The 15362-nt window shown below is 67.6% G+C and carries 16 protein-coding genes and 1 pseudogene; 10 read left to right on the top strand and 7 right to left on the bottom strand.

Annotated features, from left to right (window positions below; translation table 11 throughout):
* Positions 1-3: 3 nt before the first annotated feature.
* On the bottom strand, positions 4-693 hold the full coding sequence (locus tag ACFXJL_RS31580; protein WP_384698123.1) for a response regulator transcription factor: 690 nt from the start codon (positions 691-693) through the stop codon (positions 4-6).
* A gap of 152 nt (positions 694-845) precedes the next feature.
* On the opposite strand from ACFXJL_RS31580, the gene ACFXJL_RS31575 reads away from it, so the two are divergent.
* From ACFXJL_RS31575 to ACFXJL_RS31530, 10 genes and pseudogenes are all read left to right on the top strand, one after another.
* The gene (locus tag ACFXJL_RS31575; protein WP_384698120.1) at positions 846-2183 is read left to right on the top strand and encodes a ferric reductase-like transmembrane domain-containing protein; all 1338 of its coding nucleotides are present in this window, start codon (positions 846-848) and stop codon (positions 2181-2183) included.
* 75 nt (positions 2184-2258) lie between these two features.
* On the top strand, positions 2259-2663 hold the full coding sequence (locus ACFXJL_RS31570) for an FMN-binding protein (protein WP_384698117.1): 405 nt from the start codon (positions 2259-2261) through the stop codon (positions 2661-2663).
* Between the two features lies 1 nt (position 2664).
* Positions 2665-3378: pseudogene (locus tag ACFXJL_RS31565) on the top strand (FAD:protein FMN transferase); the annotation flags it as partial.
* A gap of 171 nt (positions 3379-3549) precedes the next feature.
* Positions 3550-4404 (top strand): intradiol ring-cleavage dioxygenase, encoded by an 855-nt coding sequence (locus ACFXJL_RS31560; RefSeq protein ID WP_384698229.1) that lies wholly within the window; start codon positions 3550-3552, stop codon positions 4402-4404.
* Positions 4401-4601, top strand: a complete 201-nt coding sequence (locus ACFXJL_RS31555; RefSeq protein ID WP_384698114.1) for a hypothetical protein — start codon at positions 4401-4403, stop codon at positions 4599-4601. The genes ACFXJL_RS31560 and ACFXJL_RS31555 overlap by 4 nt, the downstream gene beginning before the upstream one ends.
* Positions 4602-4888: 287 nt before the next feature.
* Positions 4889-5020: a hypothetical protein gene (locus ACFXJL_RS31550; protein WP_384698111.1), complete on the top strand. Its 132-nt coding sequence runs from the start codon at positions 4889-4891 to the stop codon at positions 5018-5020.
* Positions 5021-5267: 247 nt separating this feature from the next.
* Positions 5268-5609 (top strand): hypothetical protein, encoded by a 342-nt coding sequence (locus ACFXJL_RS31545; protein WP_384698108.1) that lies wholly within the window; start codon positions 5268-5270, stop codon positions 5607-5609.
* Positions 5610-5699: 90 nt separating this feature from the next.
* Complete coding sequence (locus ACFXJL_RS31540) at positions 5700-6278, top strand: dienelactone hydrolase family protein (RefSeq protein ID WP_384698105.1); 579 nt, start codon at positions 5700-5702, stop codon at positions 6276-6278.
* Between the two features lie 401 nt (positions 6279-6679).
* Positions 6680-7102, top strand: a complete 423-nt coding sequence (locus ACFXJL_RS31535) for a hypothetical protein (RefSeq protein WP_384698103.1) — start codon at positions 6680-6682, stop codon at positions 7100-7102.
* Between the two features lie 184 nt (positions 7103-7286).
* Positions 7287-7442 (top strand): hypothetical protein, encoded by a 156-nt coding sequence (locus tag ACFXJL_RS31530; RefSeq protein WP_384698098.1) that lies wholly within the window; start codon positions 7287-7289, stop codon positions 7440-7442.
* 654 nt (positions 7443-8096) lie between these two features.
* Here the strand turns inward: ACFXJL_RS31530 and ACFXJL_RS31525 are convergent.
* The 6 genes from ACFXJL_RS31525 to ACFXJL_RS31500 all read right to left on the bottom strand — a co-directional run bounded on the left by ACFXJL_RS31525 (position 8097) and on the right by ACFXJL_RS31500 (position 15353).
* Complete coding sequence (locus tag ACFXJL_RS31525; protein ID WP_384698095.1) at positions 8097-9278, bottom strand: MFS transporter; 1182 nt, start codon at positions 9276-9278, stop codon at positions 8097-8099.
* A 124-nt stretch (positions 9279-9402) separates the two neighbouring features.
* Entirely contained in the window at positions 9403-10173 is a 771-nt protein-coding gene (locus tag ACFXJL_RS31520; protein ID WP_384644612.1) for an ABC transporter ATP-binding protein, read from the bottom strand.
* On the bottom strand, positions 10173-12008 hold the full coding sequence (locus tag ACFXJL_RS31515) for a branched-chain amino acid ABC transporter ATP-binding protein/permease (protein WP_384698092.1): 1836 nt from the start codon (positions 12006-12008) through the stop codon (positions 10173-10175). The genes ACFXJL_RS31520 and ACFXJL_RS31515 overlap by 1 nt, the downstream gene beginning before the upstream one ends.
* Positions 12005-12889 (bottom strand): branched-chain amino acid ABC transporter permease, encoded by an 885-nt coding sequence (locus ACFXJL_RS31510; protein WP_384644608.1) that lies wholly within the window; start codon positions 12887-12889, stop codon positions 12005-12007. Before ACFXJL_RS31510 ends, ACFXJL_RS31515 begins: the two co-directional genes overlap by 4 nt.
* The gene (locus tag ACFXJL_RS31505) at positions 12886-14121 is read right to left on the bottom strand and encodes an amino acid ABC transporter substrate-binding protein (protein ID WP_384698088.1); all 1236 of its coding nucleotides are present in this window, start codon (positions 14119-14121) and stop codon (positions 12886-12888) included. Before ACFXJL_RS31505 ends, ACFXJL_RS31510 begins: the two co-directional genes overlap by 4 nt.
* A 371-nt stretch (positions 14122-14492) precedes the next feature.
* Positions 14493-15353 carry an enoyl-CoA hydratase/isomerase family protein gene (locus ACFXJL_RS31500; RefSeq protein ID WP_384698085.1) on the bottom strand — a complete coding sequence of 287 codons (861 nt, stop codon included), beginning with the start codon at positions 15351-15353 and terminating at the stop codon, positions 14493-14495.
* Between the last annotated feature and the right edge of the window lie 9 nt (positions 15354-15362).

Here is a 15362-nt window from a genome sequence, read left to right as displayed (position 1 = left end):
GTTTCACTCGGCGGCCTGTCTGATGACGTACCCGAAGCCGCGGACCGTGCGAATCAGCGGCACACCGGTCTCGTCCAGCTTGCGACGGAGTCTGCTCACCACCAGTTCCACGACGTTCGACCGCCCTCCGAAGCCGTACTCCCACACATGGTCCAGGATCTGAGCTTTGGTGAGCACGGTCGGGGAGCGCCCCATCAGATAACGCAGCACCTCGTACTCGGTGGGGGTGAGGGTGAGGAGCTTGTCCGCTCGGCGCACTTCACGGGTGTCCTCGTCCATGGAGAGGTCGCCCACCCGGAGCACCGAGCGCTGGAAACCGGGTCCCGCGCTGCGCCGCAACACCGTCCGCAGCCGGGCCATCAACTCCTCCACCGCGAACGGTTTGACCAGATAGTCGTCCCCACCCCGGGTCAGTCCCGCCACCCGATCCGCGACGCCGTCCCGGGCGGTAAGGAAGACCACCGGCACCATCGTTCCGAAACGCCGCAGCCGGTCCAGTACCCCGAAGCCATCCATATCCGGCAGCATTACGTCCAACACCACGATGTCCGGGTGGAATTCAGCCGCGAGCCGCAGCGCGTCATCGCCGCTGTTCGCCGTCATCGCGTCCCAGCCCTCGTAGCGGGCGACGGTCGCGACGAGGTCGGCAATGGGTGGGTCGTCGTCCACGACCAGCACTCGAACTCTGTCCACCCGTCCATACTGCGGCACGGCACCGCTCGCGCCAGACCCCGTCGAAGATCCGGCGCCGATCGACAGGCACTTGGAAGCCGGATGACAGGGGTTCGACAGCTTCCGCCCGCCAAGCTCAGGTGCACCGATTCCCGACCAAGGAGCTGCCGTCCGTGACGACTGTCGAAACACGTCCCAGCCCCACCCGGGGCATACGGCCGAAAGCGGCGGCCCGCACCGGTCTTTACGCCGGTTTCGTCGTCAACGCGGCCATCGTCGCGTACTTCTTCGTTCAGGCAGGATTCGCCTCGAACGCTCTGATCGTGCTGGGCCGGGTGACTGGCCTCTACGCCGCGCTGCTGATGGCCTTCCAACTGTTTCTGGTGGCCCGGCTGCCTTGGCTCGACCGCCGGATCGGCATGGACCGGCTCACCAACTGGCACCGCTGGACCGGCTTCATCTTGCTGTGGCTGCTGCTCGGCCACGTCGTCTTCATCGGGTACGGATACGCCCAGCCCACGGGCATGGACCCGGTCAATCAGATAGTCGATCTCGCCAGGACCGTCGAGGGTGTTCTACGGGCCGTCATCGCGCTGCTGCTGATCCTCGTGGTCGGCACGGTCTCCGCCCGCTTCGCCCGGCGCCGACTGGCGTACGAGACCTGGCACTTCATCCACCTCTACACCTACCTCGCCGTGGTGCTGGCCTTCACCCACCAGGTCGCGGCCGGTACCTCCTTGGCCTCCTCCGACCTCGCCACGGCCTACTGGTACGCGCTGTGGGGCAGCGCGCTCGGCGCGGTGGTCGTCGGCCGCATGATGTTGCCGCTGTGGCGCAACTGGCGGCACAAACTGGTGGTCACCGCGGTCGTGCCCGAGTCGGACAACGTCGTCTCCATCTATCTCACCGGCCGTGACCTGGACCGGCTACCGGCCCGCGCAGGGCAGTTCTTCCTGTGGCGGTTCCTCACCCGCGATCGCTGGTGGCAGGCGAATCCGTTCTCCCTTTCGGCCGCGCCCGACGGCCATACGCTCCGGCTGACCGCCAAAGCCGTCGGCGCAGGCAGTGCCGCCCTGCGCCATGTCACGCCAGGCACCCGGGTCTTCGCCGAGGGCCCCTACGGCGCCTTCACCACCCTGCACCGCGCCCGCCCGGACGCCGTGCTGATCGCAGGCGGTCTCGGAGTCACCCCGATCCGCGCGCTGTTGGAAGAACTGCACGGCCACGCGGTCGTCCTCTACCGCGTCGGCAGCGACAAGGACGCCGTCCTCCACCAGGAGATGCGCGAACTGGCCCTCGCCCGCGGCGCCGAGCTGCATCTGGTCACCGGCCCGATCACGCCGGACCCACTCGCCCCGCGTGCGTTGGCCGGGTTGGTGCCGGACATCGCAGACCGGGACGTGTACGTGTGCGGCCCGCCCGGCATGACCACCGCGGTCCTCCGCAGCCTGCGTGAGCTCGGCGTGCCCAAGCCGCAGATCCATTTCGAGCGGTTCAGCCTGGCTGGCTGACGCGGAGATGGACCGGCCTAGGCAGACACCCGTGACCGGTACGGAAGCGGCCAACGAAGCGACAAGGAAGTGATTGTGAAGCGAGTACTGCCCGTCCTTGCCCTGACCGTGATCGGTGTGATCCCGGTGTGGCGCTACGCGCCCTCCCACGGCAACGGCTCCACCGTCGTGGTGGCCCCGCAGCCCGCGCTCTCCCCGACCGCTGCGGCCTCCGGCGGCGGTGTCGTCCTCACCGGGCCCACGATTGACACGGAGAAGGGTCCCGTGCAGGTCGAAGTCACCTTCGAGGGCGACACGATCAGTGCGGTACGGATGCTCCAGCAGCCTGACCATCCGCAGACCCACGCCGCGGTGCCGTCGCTCATCGAGGACACCCTGCGGGTGCAGGGGGCCGATGTCGACACGGTGTCCGGGGCGACCATCACCAGCGACGCCTACGAGGAGTCACTCCAAGCCGCGATCGACGCGAAAGGCAACTGACATGCACTGGGTCGAGCATGTGATGGGATTCCCTGTCTCGCTGCGGATCGACGACGAGGACGTGCCCGAAGGGCTCACGGACGCGGTGTTCGAGTGGCTGCGGGAGGCGGACGCGCGGTTCAGCCCGTTCAAACCGGGCAGCGAGGTGTGCCGACTTGACCGGGGGGAGATCGGGCTGGACGACATCAGCGCGGATCTGCTGGAGGTGCTGGCCTTGTCGGAGCGGTACCGGGCTGATACGGGCGGCGCCTTCGACGTACGGCAGCCGGGGCGAGGGTTCGATCCCTGCGCGGTGGTGAAGGGGTGGTCCGTGCAGCGGGCGGCACGGCTTCTGAGGGAGGCCGGGGTACGGAGATTCTGTCTGAACGCCGGTGGTGATGTGGTCGTCGGGGGAGGGCCCTGGCGAGTGGGGGTGCGGCATCCCGAGATCGCGGATCAGGTGTGTGTGGTCCTAGAGCTCAGCGACGCGGCCGTTGCCACCTCAGCACGGTATGAGCGGGGGGACCACATCATCGACGGGCGTACGGGCTTGCCCGCGACGGGGTTGCTGAGCATGACGGTTGTCGCCCGTACGTTGACCGAGGCGGACGTGACGGCGACCGCGGCTTTCGCACTCGGCGCGGAGGGCATCGCCTGGGCCGCAGGGCGGTACGGGTGCGAAGTGTTCGCCATCGACGCGGAGCGACGGGTTCGAAGGAGCCGCGGGTTGCCCGTCGTCGTCCGGGACGGAGGGTCCGGGGGAGCCTTGCGGACCGAATCGGCAGCCGGCCTCGTCGTCCCGACGAGCCCCGCCCCCAGTCCGAAACCCTCCCTACCGCCCGCACCTCCCCGCGTCCTCCCAGGAACGGACACTGGCTTGCGGGCCACGACAGACCACAAGCCTCCTATGAGCCGTCGTTCCCTCCTCGCCGCGGGTGGCGCGGGCGTCACCGTCATCGGGCTGAGCGGTATCCACCTCGCCAGTACCGACTCGGAGGCGGCGGCCACCGTGCCCTCCTCCGCCCCCGGCTCCCCTTCCGCGCCGGACCACCTGTCCCTGGTCAAGGAGACCACCGAGGGCCCGTACTACCTCGACTACGACAAACACCGCATCGACATCACCGAGGGCAGGCCCGGCACACCGCTGGAGTTGCGCATCCAGGTGCTGAACGCGAAGAACGGCAAGCCGGTGTCCGAGGCAGCAGTCGACATCTGGCAGTGCGACGCACTCGGCATCTACTCCGGGTACGAGGAGACCTCGGAGGCCATGAACGAGGGCGAGTTGGTGTTCGATGGCCCGATCCCGAAGCTGCCGCCGGACAGCAAGACCACCTACCTGCGCGGTTTCCAGATGACCGGCCGCGACGGCTGGGTACGCTTCCGTACCGTCTTCCCCGGCTGGTACACCGGGCGGACCGTGCACATCCACGCCAAGGTGCACACCAGGGGCGTCCTACTGGACCGGGCGTACGCCCAAGGCGTCACCGTGCACACCGGACAGGTCTTCTTCCCCGAGGACCTCACCGCGGCGGTCAGCGGGGTACGGCCGTACACACGGAACGACCTGCCCCGCACCACCAACAGCACGGACCCCTTCTACTCCGGTGACACGGCCGCCGACGGGCTACTCACGGTGGAGTGGGACCGCACCGACGCGACCAAGCCGATCCGGGCATCCATCAAGACCGCCGTCGACGTGGACGCGGTCAACCCGGGGCGGAGGGGCAACCCACCACCCGGCCCGATCCGGCCGGGCCAGTGACGACCGGTCCCTCCTCCGCCTCCCTGCCCTACCGACTGCTGGTCGTCGAGGACGACGACAGCATCCGCACCCTGCTGGAGTCGGTGCTCAGCCTCACCGGTCCTCTGCCCGCTCCTACATCGAACTCCTGGACCGCTGGGAACAATGGGAGGACGAACGGTCGACCGGGCCCGGCTCTGCGCGTCGCGCGGCGCTAAGGGCCCGAACTGCAACAGTCGGCGAACATTGACGACCAAGGGCTTTAGTCACCAAGTCCCCGTCGTGCTCCGGGGCGGGCTTCCGGCCCTACCCCGGCCACCTGCGCGCCTTCCAGTACGAGTCGCCGCGGCACACGCTTCGACGACTACTGCCCTCCGTGCCAGAACGCCAGGGCGTCAGCTGCCTGGAAGACCACACCACCCGCATCGGTGCCGACAACTCATCAGCGACACCTCGCCGGCCCCGCCCTCCTGCTCTCCAGACCCACCGCACCCTGCTGGCCGACATGACCACCATCTTGACCACCACCTACCGCATGGGCCTCTACCGTGACGACTGGGGCACCCTTTCGGCCGATGCCAAAACCCACACGGTGACACCGACGGCCCCTGTACTGATCCCCACGGTCGTCACCTAGTCGGCCTGACCAGCGCAAACACTGGAGAGTGCTATCGGACGACCGTGATGTCCGGAAGAGGCTGCTGCCATTGGCCCACTTCCTCAACGAGAACCCGGCGGGCCAACTGCCGCGTCAGAGCCCATCCCTCATCGGTGGACAACGCATCCCTCGTCCATCGATCACCGTTCTCCCCGCCGCTCATCTCGCTGAGAATCGCATTGATCTCCCGCAGGGCCGGCATGACTCCGCAGGACGCCGCGGACAGATGCTCGTTGCTCAGGACAAGGAGCGTGAGACGGCCTGGCGCGAGCTGGCCCTGAACGCCGAGGACGCCCTCAAGGCGGCCCACGCAGAGATCCACGCCCAGCGCACCCGCATCGGTGAACTCCTCGGCCAGATACGCGACGTGGAAGCAGAATGGACCCAGGAGGCCATTCACCGGATCACCACCGAGAACACCACACTCAAGCAACGCATCCGGCAACTCGCAACCGACAACCGCACCCTCGACGAGCAGCTGAAGGCCGCCCGTTCGAACCTGCGCTTCCAAGACCGGCGAGTCGCCGACCTCGAAGCCCGCCTCACCGAACCGGGACCACCGTCCTGATCCTGTCCGGCCGAAGCCCGCGGATGTCAGTGCTGCGGGCCATACTCGTGCCGCGGCGCCACCCGGGCACCGCAGCACGAGGGGAGCGACATGGCTGAGGTGCTGGTCTTCCACCATGGACACGGGTTGACCGCCGGCGTCCGCGAGTTCGCCGAGCAGCTGCGACGGGCCGGACACACCGTCCACGCTCCAGACCTATACGAGGGGCAGGTGTTCGACAGCCTTGAGGAGGGCGCCGGCTACGCCGAGGACGCCGGGTTCGACACGATCATCGCGCGCGGAACCGCCGCCGCCGAGGGGCTGCCTGCGGAGCTCGTCTACGTTGGGTTCTCGCTCGGCGTCCTGCCGGCGCAGAAGCTGGCCCAGACCCGCCCCGGCGCACAGGGCGCACTGCTGCTTGAGGCATGCATCCCCATCTCGGAGTTCGGCGGCGCCTGGCCGAAGGACGTCCCGGTTCAGATCCACGGCATGGACGCAGATCCGTTCTTCGCAGGGGAGGGCGACGTGGACGCCGCCCGTGCGCTCGTCGAGACGGCGACGGACGCCGATCTGTTCCTCTACCCCGGCGACAGGCACCTGTTTACCGACAGCAGCCTCCCGTTCTACGACGAACAGGTCACAAAGCAGGTCAACCATCGGGTGCTCGGCTTCCTCGACCGCATCACGTAGGGGATCAACAACCTGATCCTTTCCGGCTGACGACCTCGCGGCGAAACCCACAAGTCGGAGGGCGAGTTGCTTCCGCGTGTCAGCGCGTGGGCGGGGGTGAGAGCTGGGGCGAGGATTGATCAGGAATCGAGAAGCACGCCGTCCGATGGCCGAGTTAGGGTCATGGGCACGCACTGATCGCGACCGGATCGGTGATGACGTCCGGGAGGTATGTGCTCGCGTCGCGGCGTGCCGTGATTGCGTCTCGGTGCCCTACCGCCAGTGTGTCCCGATGCCGGGGGAGTGGAATCGCCGGCGCGTGTTGGTAGACGTCGTCGCAGCGGATCGGTGGAGCCTGTCCACGTGCCAACCAGCTAGCGCGGGTTTTCCCCTGCGCAGCAACCTCACCCTTGGAGGAACGCATGCACTCCATTCACAAGGTAGGCACCAAGAGCCTTGTCACGGTACTGGCCGCGGTATCCACGGTGTTCCTGCTTCCCACTGCCGCGGCGCAGGCGGCCGGAACCACGACCGTCGTCTACACAACCGAGGGCGGCAGTACCTACGCCGGCAAGGCGATCTTCAGGGGCGGCGCCAACCCGGAGCTCTTCCGGGTCTGCGACACCGAGTCGGACGGGATGCGCGTCTGGGCACGCTGGACCTGGAATGGCGGCTCGATCACGCTGGTGGACGCTGACGGCACATCTTCCTTCTGCGACACCGATCCGGCCCACGTGGGATCGAAGCAGGTACCGGAAGGAGCCAGGGTGGAGATAACGGTGTGCCGCCGCGACGGCGCCAACGGCCCCAAGAGGAACTGCGGTTACAACATCGGATACGCATGACCTGAACAGCCCGGTAGCGACCGCATACCGATGCGCCCCTGCTCGGACAGCTTCATATCGTGGGCAGCAGCCTGTCGGCACCCTCCCCGGCCGGGTGTCGGCCCCAGGGGACGATACGGCGCTGGGCCTCCCATGGCTAGACCCACTCAACGCCGACGGCACCCTGCCAACCAGCGCTCCGCTGGTGAACAGCACCTTCGTCGTACAGGACGGCCAGCAGATGACAACTTTGCGCGGTGGCCCCCGGACCAGACCCGAAGGACTGATGAAGCCCGCAGCCGCCAACCACTGGTACTGGCTTGGCGACGGCGTGATCCGCACCGAAGGCGGCGTCCCCTAGCCCAGGAGGCTGAGACTTCCGGCACAAGGCCAACTTCGTCGCCACCTTCTCCCTGGCCGATCTCACCACCACCTACAACCCCTAGCCTCTCTACATCGACGCCCTACACTCCACCCCCGGCGTGGGATGGGACCGGCGATCCTGCCCGCCAGCCTCTCCGGCGACGGCTACATCTACGGCGTAGACGACGCCCCCATCAACAAGCAGATGCGCGTCGCCCGCGTCAGGGGAACCCACCGCAACTACCCCTTGGGAGTACCTCAACCCCAGCCGCGGCTGGACGCTCGACGAAAAACAAGCCGCGAACGTCTTCAACGGCATCGCGAACGAATACAGCGTCACTCCCTGGAGCAACGGATTCATGGCCGTGAGCCAACCAGCAAGGAGGCCCTCAGCACCCGCATCACCGCGTCTGTTTCCTGCTCACCCCCCACGGCCCCTGGCTGTTCGAGACCGACGTCTACCGCATGCCCTAAACGGCACCTTGGGGCAGCTACGGGGACTCCGACATCTTCCCCTGCAACGCCCACGTTCCGTGCGACCCTGACAACGCGAGCGGGATGTGCCTGGCCTCGGCCCTTTAGCTTTGCTCAGGGAGCTGACGGCTGTGCGTTGGGGTGGGGCCATCGTACTGACGCACGGCACGGGAGTGCGTCACCCGCTCGGCCCTCCTCCCGAACGTCTCCAGTCGGCCCGACCCCGGGACGCGCAGACGCCGAGCACGAGGCAGAGCGCCGCCGCTCCCCAGTAGATGCCCTGGTAGCGGCCCGCCCCGGCGAGTTCGCCGACCGACACCGTACCCACCGCGCTGCCGAGGAAGAGAGCGCCCGCGAACAGTGACACCACCAGGGAACGGGCCTCCGGCAACACCTCGGTGGCCCACGTCTGCAATGACGAGTGCATCGCCGCCCATCCGACTCCGAGCAGTGCGGCACCGACGACGGCCACCGCGGGGGTACGGGAAACAGCGACCAGCACGCAGGCCAGGGTCGCCGCGACGGCACCGAGCACGATGAGGTGCGAGGTGGGGGTGCGGCGGGACATTCGACCCACCAGCGGAGCCGCCAGAAGCACGGCGACGCCGTAGGCCGCCGTCACCGCGCCGGCCACGGTGGTGCTCGCTCCGGCCGCCTCGACCGCCGGCGGAATCAAGGTGAAGGCGCCGAGCAGGGCTGCTCCCTCGACGAACACGAGGAGCAGGACGAGACGGGCCGGCCTCGACCGCCACACCCTGCCCCACGAAGCGCTCACGGGCTGCCCGGCCCGTGAGCGGGGTGGTTCGGGCAACCGACGGAGGGCGATGACAAGGAGCACGGTCACGGCGCCCGTCACCAGGAACGGGACTTTCCACGAGGTGTACTGCGCCAAGACCCCTGCGGATGCCGAGGCGAGCGCGGTGCCCACGGCGACGCCCGTCATCAGCCCGGCGATCTCCCGTTGGCGCAGCGGGGCCGGCACAGTGTCACCGAGGTAGATCAGTGCTGCGGGAATGGCCGCGCTGAAGCAGGCACCCGTCAGTCCGCGGGCCACGCCCCACGACCACGGGGACGTTGCGAACGTCCCCGCGACCGTGGCGACCGCGGCCAGCAGGAGCGTCAACCGCATCGTCCGCACCAACCCGATGCGATCGGACGCCAGCCCCCACACCGGTTGCATCAGACCGTAGGCCAGGAAGTAGACGCCCGCGGCGTTGACCACGGACACCAACGAGGCGTCGAACTCGACGGCGACGGCGACCAGCATCGGTAGCATCGCGAACCGGTCGAAGGTGCTGACGAAGGCGGCGCTCCGCAACAACGACCGCGCTCGGGCCGAGCGCGGCACCCGGCCGGTCACCTGGGAACCGCAGTGCCGACGGGCGCGCCCGTGGTCATCGACGCGGACCGGACGTCGAAGCCCCCGACGGCGGGCGGGTGATGCACCCGAGGACCTGGCACGCTCTTGGGGGAACGGCTCTTCATCAGGGGTGTTCCGCAGCCGGGCTCCCGGGCCCCTGAGCGCCGGTGGTCGCCGTCGTGGTGCCGGTGCCTCCGAAGTACATCCGTGCGAGGTCGGCGTCGGCGAGCAGTTCCCGGGTGGGGCGTTGGGCGACGACACGGCCGCTCTCCATGACGATGCCGTCGGTGGCCATCCGCATCCCGAAGCGGACGTTCTGTTCGACGATCAGGATCGTCTTGCCGCTGTCCCGTAGCAGGGTCACGGAGTCGTGGATGATTTGCAGCGCCTTGGGGTCGAGCCCGACGGACGGTTCGTCGAGCAGCAGGAGCACCGGATCGAGCATCAGGGACCGTGCGAACTCCACCAGTCGGCGTTGGCCGCCGGAGAGGTTGCCTGCCTTGTCCCCCGCCCGATCGGCGACGATCGGAAAGAGCTCGGCCACCTGCTGGTAGCGCTTGCGGACCAGTGTGCGGTCCCGGCGGATGATGTATCCGCCGAGGAGGACGTTCTCCCGTACGGTCAGGTTGGGGAAGAGCGCATTGGCCTGCGGGACCTGGGAGACCCCGCAGCGCAGGATCTCTCCGGGGGCCGACTGGTCGATGCGTTTGTCCTGGAGGGTGACCTCGCCGAGCCGTGGGGTGAGCAGTCCGCTGACCGTTCGCAACACGGTCGACTTGCCCGCCCCGTTGGGTCCGACGATGCAGGCCACGGCTCCCTTCTCGACGACGATGTCCACACCTTGCAACACATCGCCCCCGCCGTACCCGGCCACCACGCCGCGCAATCGCAACATCACCGCACTCCTTCGGGTTCGGGCTGGTAGTCGTCGCCGAGGTACGCCTCAAGGACGGCCGGGTCGCGTTGGATCTCGTCGGGCGTCCCGGTCGCCATCGTGGCACCGCGCGCCAGGACGTGGACGGGGTCGCACAGGCCCATAATGAAGGGCATGTTGTGTTCGACGATGAGGAAGGTCTTCCCGTAGGAGTTGAGTTCGCGGATCATCTCCCCGATGCGCTCGATGAGTACGGGGTTGATGCCGCCCGCCGGTTCGTCGAGCAGGATCAGCTTCGGGTCGAGCATCAGGATCTGCGCGAGTTCGACGAGCTTCTGCTGGCCGTACGAAAGGGCTGCGGCCGGTTGGTCCTTGAAGGCGCGCATGCCGACGAACTCCAGGAGCTCTTCCGCGGCCTTGGCCTCGGGGCCACTGACCGCGATGCGACCGAGACCTCTGAGCGAGTGCGACCGCTGGGGGGCGACCACGTTCTCCAACACGGTCATGGCGGGGAAGAGCCGGGTGATCTGGAAGGTGCGTCCCAGGCCGCGGTGGGCCCGCTCCCAGGAGGGGAGCCCCTCGATGGGTGCGCCGTCGAAGAGGATCTGTCCGGCGTCGGGCGGGATGGTGTTGTCGATGAGGTTGAAGACCGTGGTCTTGCCCGAGCCATTGGGGCCGATGAGTGCGGTGATCGAGCCCTCCGGGACGGAGAACGAGCATCCGTCCACGGCCTTGACGCCGCCGAAGTGTTTGACGAGTCCGCGCACCTCCAGCAGGGGCCGGGGGGTCTGTGCTCGGACGGTGGGCGTCCGGCTCACGGTCAGGGAGGCCGGCAGGGTGCCGCCGGCGGCGATGCGCGCTCCGACCAGTCCCGCCGTGCCAGCCTTGCGTCGCTTGTCCAGCAGCGACTTGAGGGAGGGGAGGATGCCCTGGGGCAGGAACATGACGACGAGCACCAGTAGCCCTCCGAAGAGCAGGAGTCGACTGTTGCCCCCGCCGAAGTCGTTGTTGGCCATCTCGTTGAGGGGTTCGACGATGAAGGCGCCGAGCACCGGTCCCCACAGGGTCGCCTTGCCGCCGATCAGGAGCGAGAGGACGATCTGGACGCTGATGAGGATGTTGAACATGCCGAGGGGGTCGATGAAGGTCAGGTAGTAGCCGTACACGGCCCCGGCCATGCCGACGAGCACGCTGCTGGCGGCGAACGCCAGGACCTTCTGCACCGGCAGGTTGATCCCAATGGTGGCGGCCCTGGTCTCGTCCTCCCGGATGGCGATGAGTCCCATGCCGAGTTTGGTGCGCCTGATCCACCAGGTCATCAGCAGTTGTAGGGCGAGGATCGCCAGGAGGGCGTAGTAGAAGGGCCAGTTGATCAGGTCGGGGTCCCAGTCGGGCAGGGGCAGGGTGAGTCCGGCTGTGCTGTTGGTGAGGCTGCCCCAGTTGATCGCGACCACTTGGACGAGCGAGAGGAACGCAACGGTGATGATCACGAACGACGGCCCGCGGGAGCGGAGGGACACCAGCCCGAGGAGTACGGCGACGACCGCGGCGACCAGACCGGCGACGGGCACCCAGACCCAGGGCGTCACCGAGTCGACCCTGGTCGCCAACACACCGATCGTGTATCCGCCGAGCCCGATGAACGCGCCCTGGCCGAGGGACACGTAGCCGGCGAATCCGGTGATGAGGTTGAGCCCGCTCGCACCGACGGCGAAGACCAGCGACAAGATGATCATGTTCTGGTAGTAGGCGTCGTTGGACAGGACGGGGAACAGCAGCAGTGCCAGACCCGCGATCGCGGGCAGCAGCCGCGCGATCCACACGGTGTACGCAGGCGGGGAAGTCGGCGTGGTCATGCGGTGCTCACATCCTGACGGAGGCGGGAACCCAGAAGGCCCTGGGGCCTGACGAGCAAGATGGCGAAGACGACGGCGTAGGGCACGGCGGTGGCCCAGGAGGTGGAGACGTAGGACGCGGTGAAGGTTTCCGCGAGCCCGAAGAGCACCGCACCGATCATGGCTCCGTTGAGGCTGCCCATCCCGCCCAGTACCACGATGGCCAGGAGCCGGGCGATCCACGCGTAGTGGGAGCCGGCAACGAAGGGGTACAGCACTCCGGTGATCGCACCACCGGCGCCCGCGGCAGAGATGCCCAACGCGAAGACGAGTGCGGCGACCGAGGCCACCTTGATCCCCACCAGCTCCGCGCCCGATGGGTTGACCGCGGCTGCGCGGATCGCACGGCCGAGCCAGGTCTTGGTGAGGATCAGTCCGAGTGCGGTGAGGACACCGACCGCGACCAGCCCCCCGTACAGCAGGGTCTTGGGCAGGAAGACGGAGCCGATGGTGAAGGACTCATCGGCGTAGCCGGGCCTGATCGCCATCGAGTTGTTGCCCCACACCATGCCCATGACGGCTTCGATGACAAGGGCGAGGCCGAAGGTCAGCAGTACGGTGGACGCCATGGGGGCGGTGCGGATCGGCCGGACGGTGACGGTGTAGGTGACCCAGCCGATCGCGAAGATCACCGGGGTGGTGATCAGGATGCCCAGCAGCGGATCGATGCCCAGTTCCGACCAGAGGGTGTAGGTCAGGAAGCCCGCGAGCACCAAAAACGCGCCGTGGGCGATGTTGATGACCCGCATGACCCCGAAGATGAGCGTGAGACCACTGGCGGTGAGGGCGTAGACACCGCCGAGGAGGGTGCCGAGGGCCAGGTTCTGGAGGAGTTCCGTCATCGTCCTGCACCTCCCGGGCGCCAGCCTTCGACGATGCGGGTGCTGGTGGCGACTTCCTTGGGCAGCACGACTTCGGTCTTGCCGTTCTGCCACTGCCCCACCAGGAACTCGCCCTTGGGGCTGCCGTCGGCGTTCCAGGAGAGCTCGCCCAGGATCGTCTCAACGGTGTTCTTGCGCAGCCAGTTGGCCAGTGCCAGTTGGTCCTCCATGCTGCCCACGCCTTGGGCGGCGGCTTCGAGGACCTGGCCTGCGGCGAAGGCGTCCGCGGCGTCTTCGGTCGGCTCCTGGCCGAACATGTCCTGGTACTCGGCGACGAACTCCTCGTTGCCCGGGGTCTTCGCCGTGGGGACGTGGCTGATCGCGTAGAGGATGCCTTCGGTGTTCTCGGCGCCGATGCCCTCGGCGTACTGGTGGCCCATCGAGGGGGCGGTGGTCTGGTAGAACCAGGGCGTGGTGACGTTCGCCTTGCGCATCGAGCGCACCAGTCCGACACCGTCCTCGAAGACGGCCCCCTGCACCACGAGATCGGGTTCTGCGGCCTTGATCCGGGTGACGATCGTGTCGAAGTTCTTGGTGTCGGGCGCATAGGTGGTCGAGTACACGGTTTCGATGCCCGCCTTCTCCAGGATCTTCCGGATGCCCTGGACATTGGGTTTGGCGAAGGGGTCGTCCAACACCGGGTAGGCCGCCGTCTCGGGGCGCCTGCCCTCGGGAAGACCGGCGATCCACTCCGCGAATGCGACGCCCTGCCGGTCGGCGGTTCCCTGCTGGCTGTAGATCAGGTACTTGAATCCCCGGTCGAACATCTCGGGCGACCCACCGGCCGGCTCGACGAAGAGCATCTTGTTCCGTTCGGCCACCGCCGACGCGGGCAGGTTCAACAGCGAGGAGAAGCTGCCCAGCAGGAGATCGACCTTGTCCCGGCTGATGAGGGCGTTGTAGTCGGCGACCACGGTGTTCTGGTTGGAGGAGTCGTCCTTGACGACGAGCTTCACCTGGCGCCCCAAGAGGCCGCCCCGTTCGTTCACGGTTGCCTGCCAGACCTCGTACCCGCGCTTGGCTTCGGTACCGGGCTGGGAGAACTGGCCGGTCAGCGGCAGGGAGGTGCCCACCAGGAGCGGCGAGTCACCGTCCTGTGCGGAGGGGCCACCACCGCAAGCGCTGGCGACCAGTGTGACGGCGGCGGCGAGCGCGACCGTGGTCCATCGGATTCTTCGTGGGTTCCGCCTCATGGGGCCTCCCGGATCACCATGGTGTGCATCGGTGCGGTATGTCCTGTCACGGCGGTGGGAGGGGGAAGGAGCGGCTCAATGCCCCACCACCGGTGGGTTTCGCTGGGTATCTGCGGCTGGAACAGCGAAGGGGGATGCGGGGCTGGCAGGGCTCTGGCCGTATCGCCGGACTACGGACGGGCCGGGGCCTGCGAGCGCCTCCGCGCTGCGGGGCGGGACGTTCTGGCGCTTGGCTGCGGCAATGGCAGTCGGCGGCGTGCGCCGGCTCACTGGCCTCGGGCGATGAGGCCGGTGGCATGGCCGTGGCAGGTGTGGCTCAACTCGTGCGGTTCGTGGGGTACGTACGGTTCCTGCGGCTCGTGCGCGGGCGGTCAGTCGAAGGGGGTGCGGCGGCCCTCCCGTACGTAGTTGCCGGTGCCGGAGATGTGTTCGTTGCTGTGTACCGCCTTGCCCTTGGCGAGGTGGCCGAACATCTGGATGCCGAATCCGCCGTCGAGGTCGTCCAGGATGCGCTTCTTCCACGGCCGCCGGACGATCTGGGTGGTCAGACGGCGAATGGTGCGCGGCTGGGTCATGATGTGGTCGGCGATGGTGTACGCGCGGTCGACGAGTTGGTCGGCCGGGAGGATCTCATTGACCAGGCCGTGGTCCAGGGCGCTCTGGGCGTCGAAGGACTCACCGGTGAGAAGTGCATAGGCGGCGCGCTTGACGCCGAGGAGTTCCTGGAAGGCGTTGTGGATGCCGTCACCGGGCACCGAGCTGATGCCGTAGTGCAGGTCGTAGATGTGGGCGTCCTCGGCCATCAGCGTCAGGTCACACATCAGGAGCACCTCGGAGTGGTACCCGTCGCCGTTGAACAGGCCGATGGTGGGTATCTCAAGGTCGTTGACCATGGCGCTGACGTTGGTGCGGCCGTCCTTGTAGGCGTACTCGTAGGCCCAGTACTCCAGGTCCTCCTCCTCCAGCTCGAAGCCCGTGGGATCGGAACCCATCATCCAGTCACGGCCGGTACCGGTCAGGATGAGCATCTCGTTCTGAGGGTCGGCTCCCACGGTCTTGAGGAACTGACCGAGGGCCCGATGGTTCTGTACGTTGAGCTGGACCGAGTCCCCTCGGGTGTGGGCACGTGCCAGGAGCACGCCGTCCTCGCGACGATCGAGGGTGAAGAAGTCCTTGAAGAAATCCTTGTACTCGTCGAACTGTGGCGTGGGCAGGAACTCCTGCAACGACATATCACTACC

This window comes from Streptomyces sp. NPDC059256 (assembly GCF_042753785.1).
Classification (GTDB): Bacteria; Actinomycetota; Actinomycetes; order Streptomycetales; family Streptomycetaceae; genus Streptomyces.
This window is presented reverse-complemented; position numbering and strand designations above follow the sequence as displayed.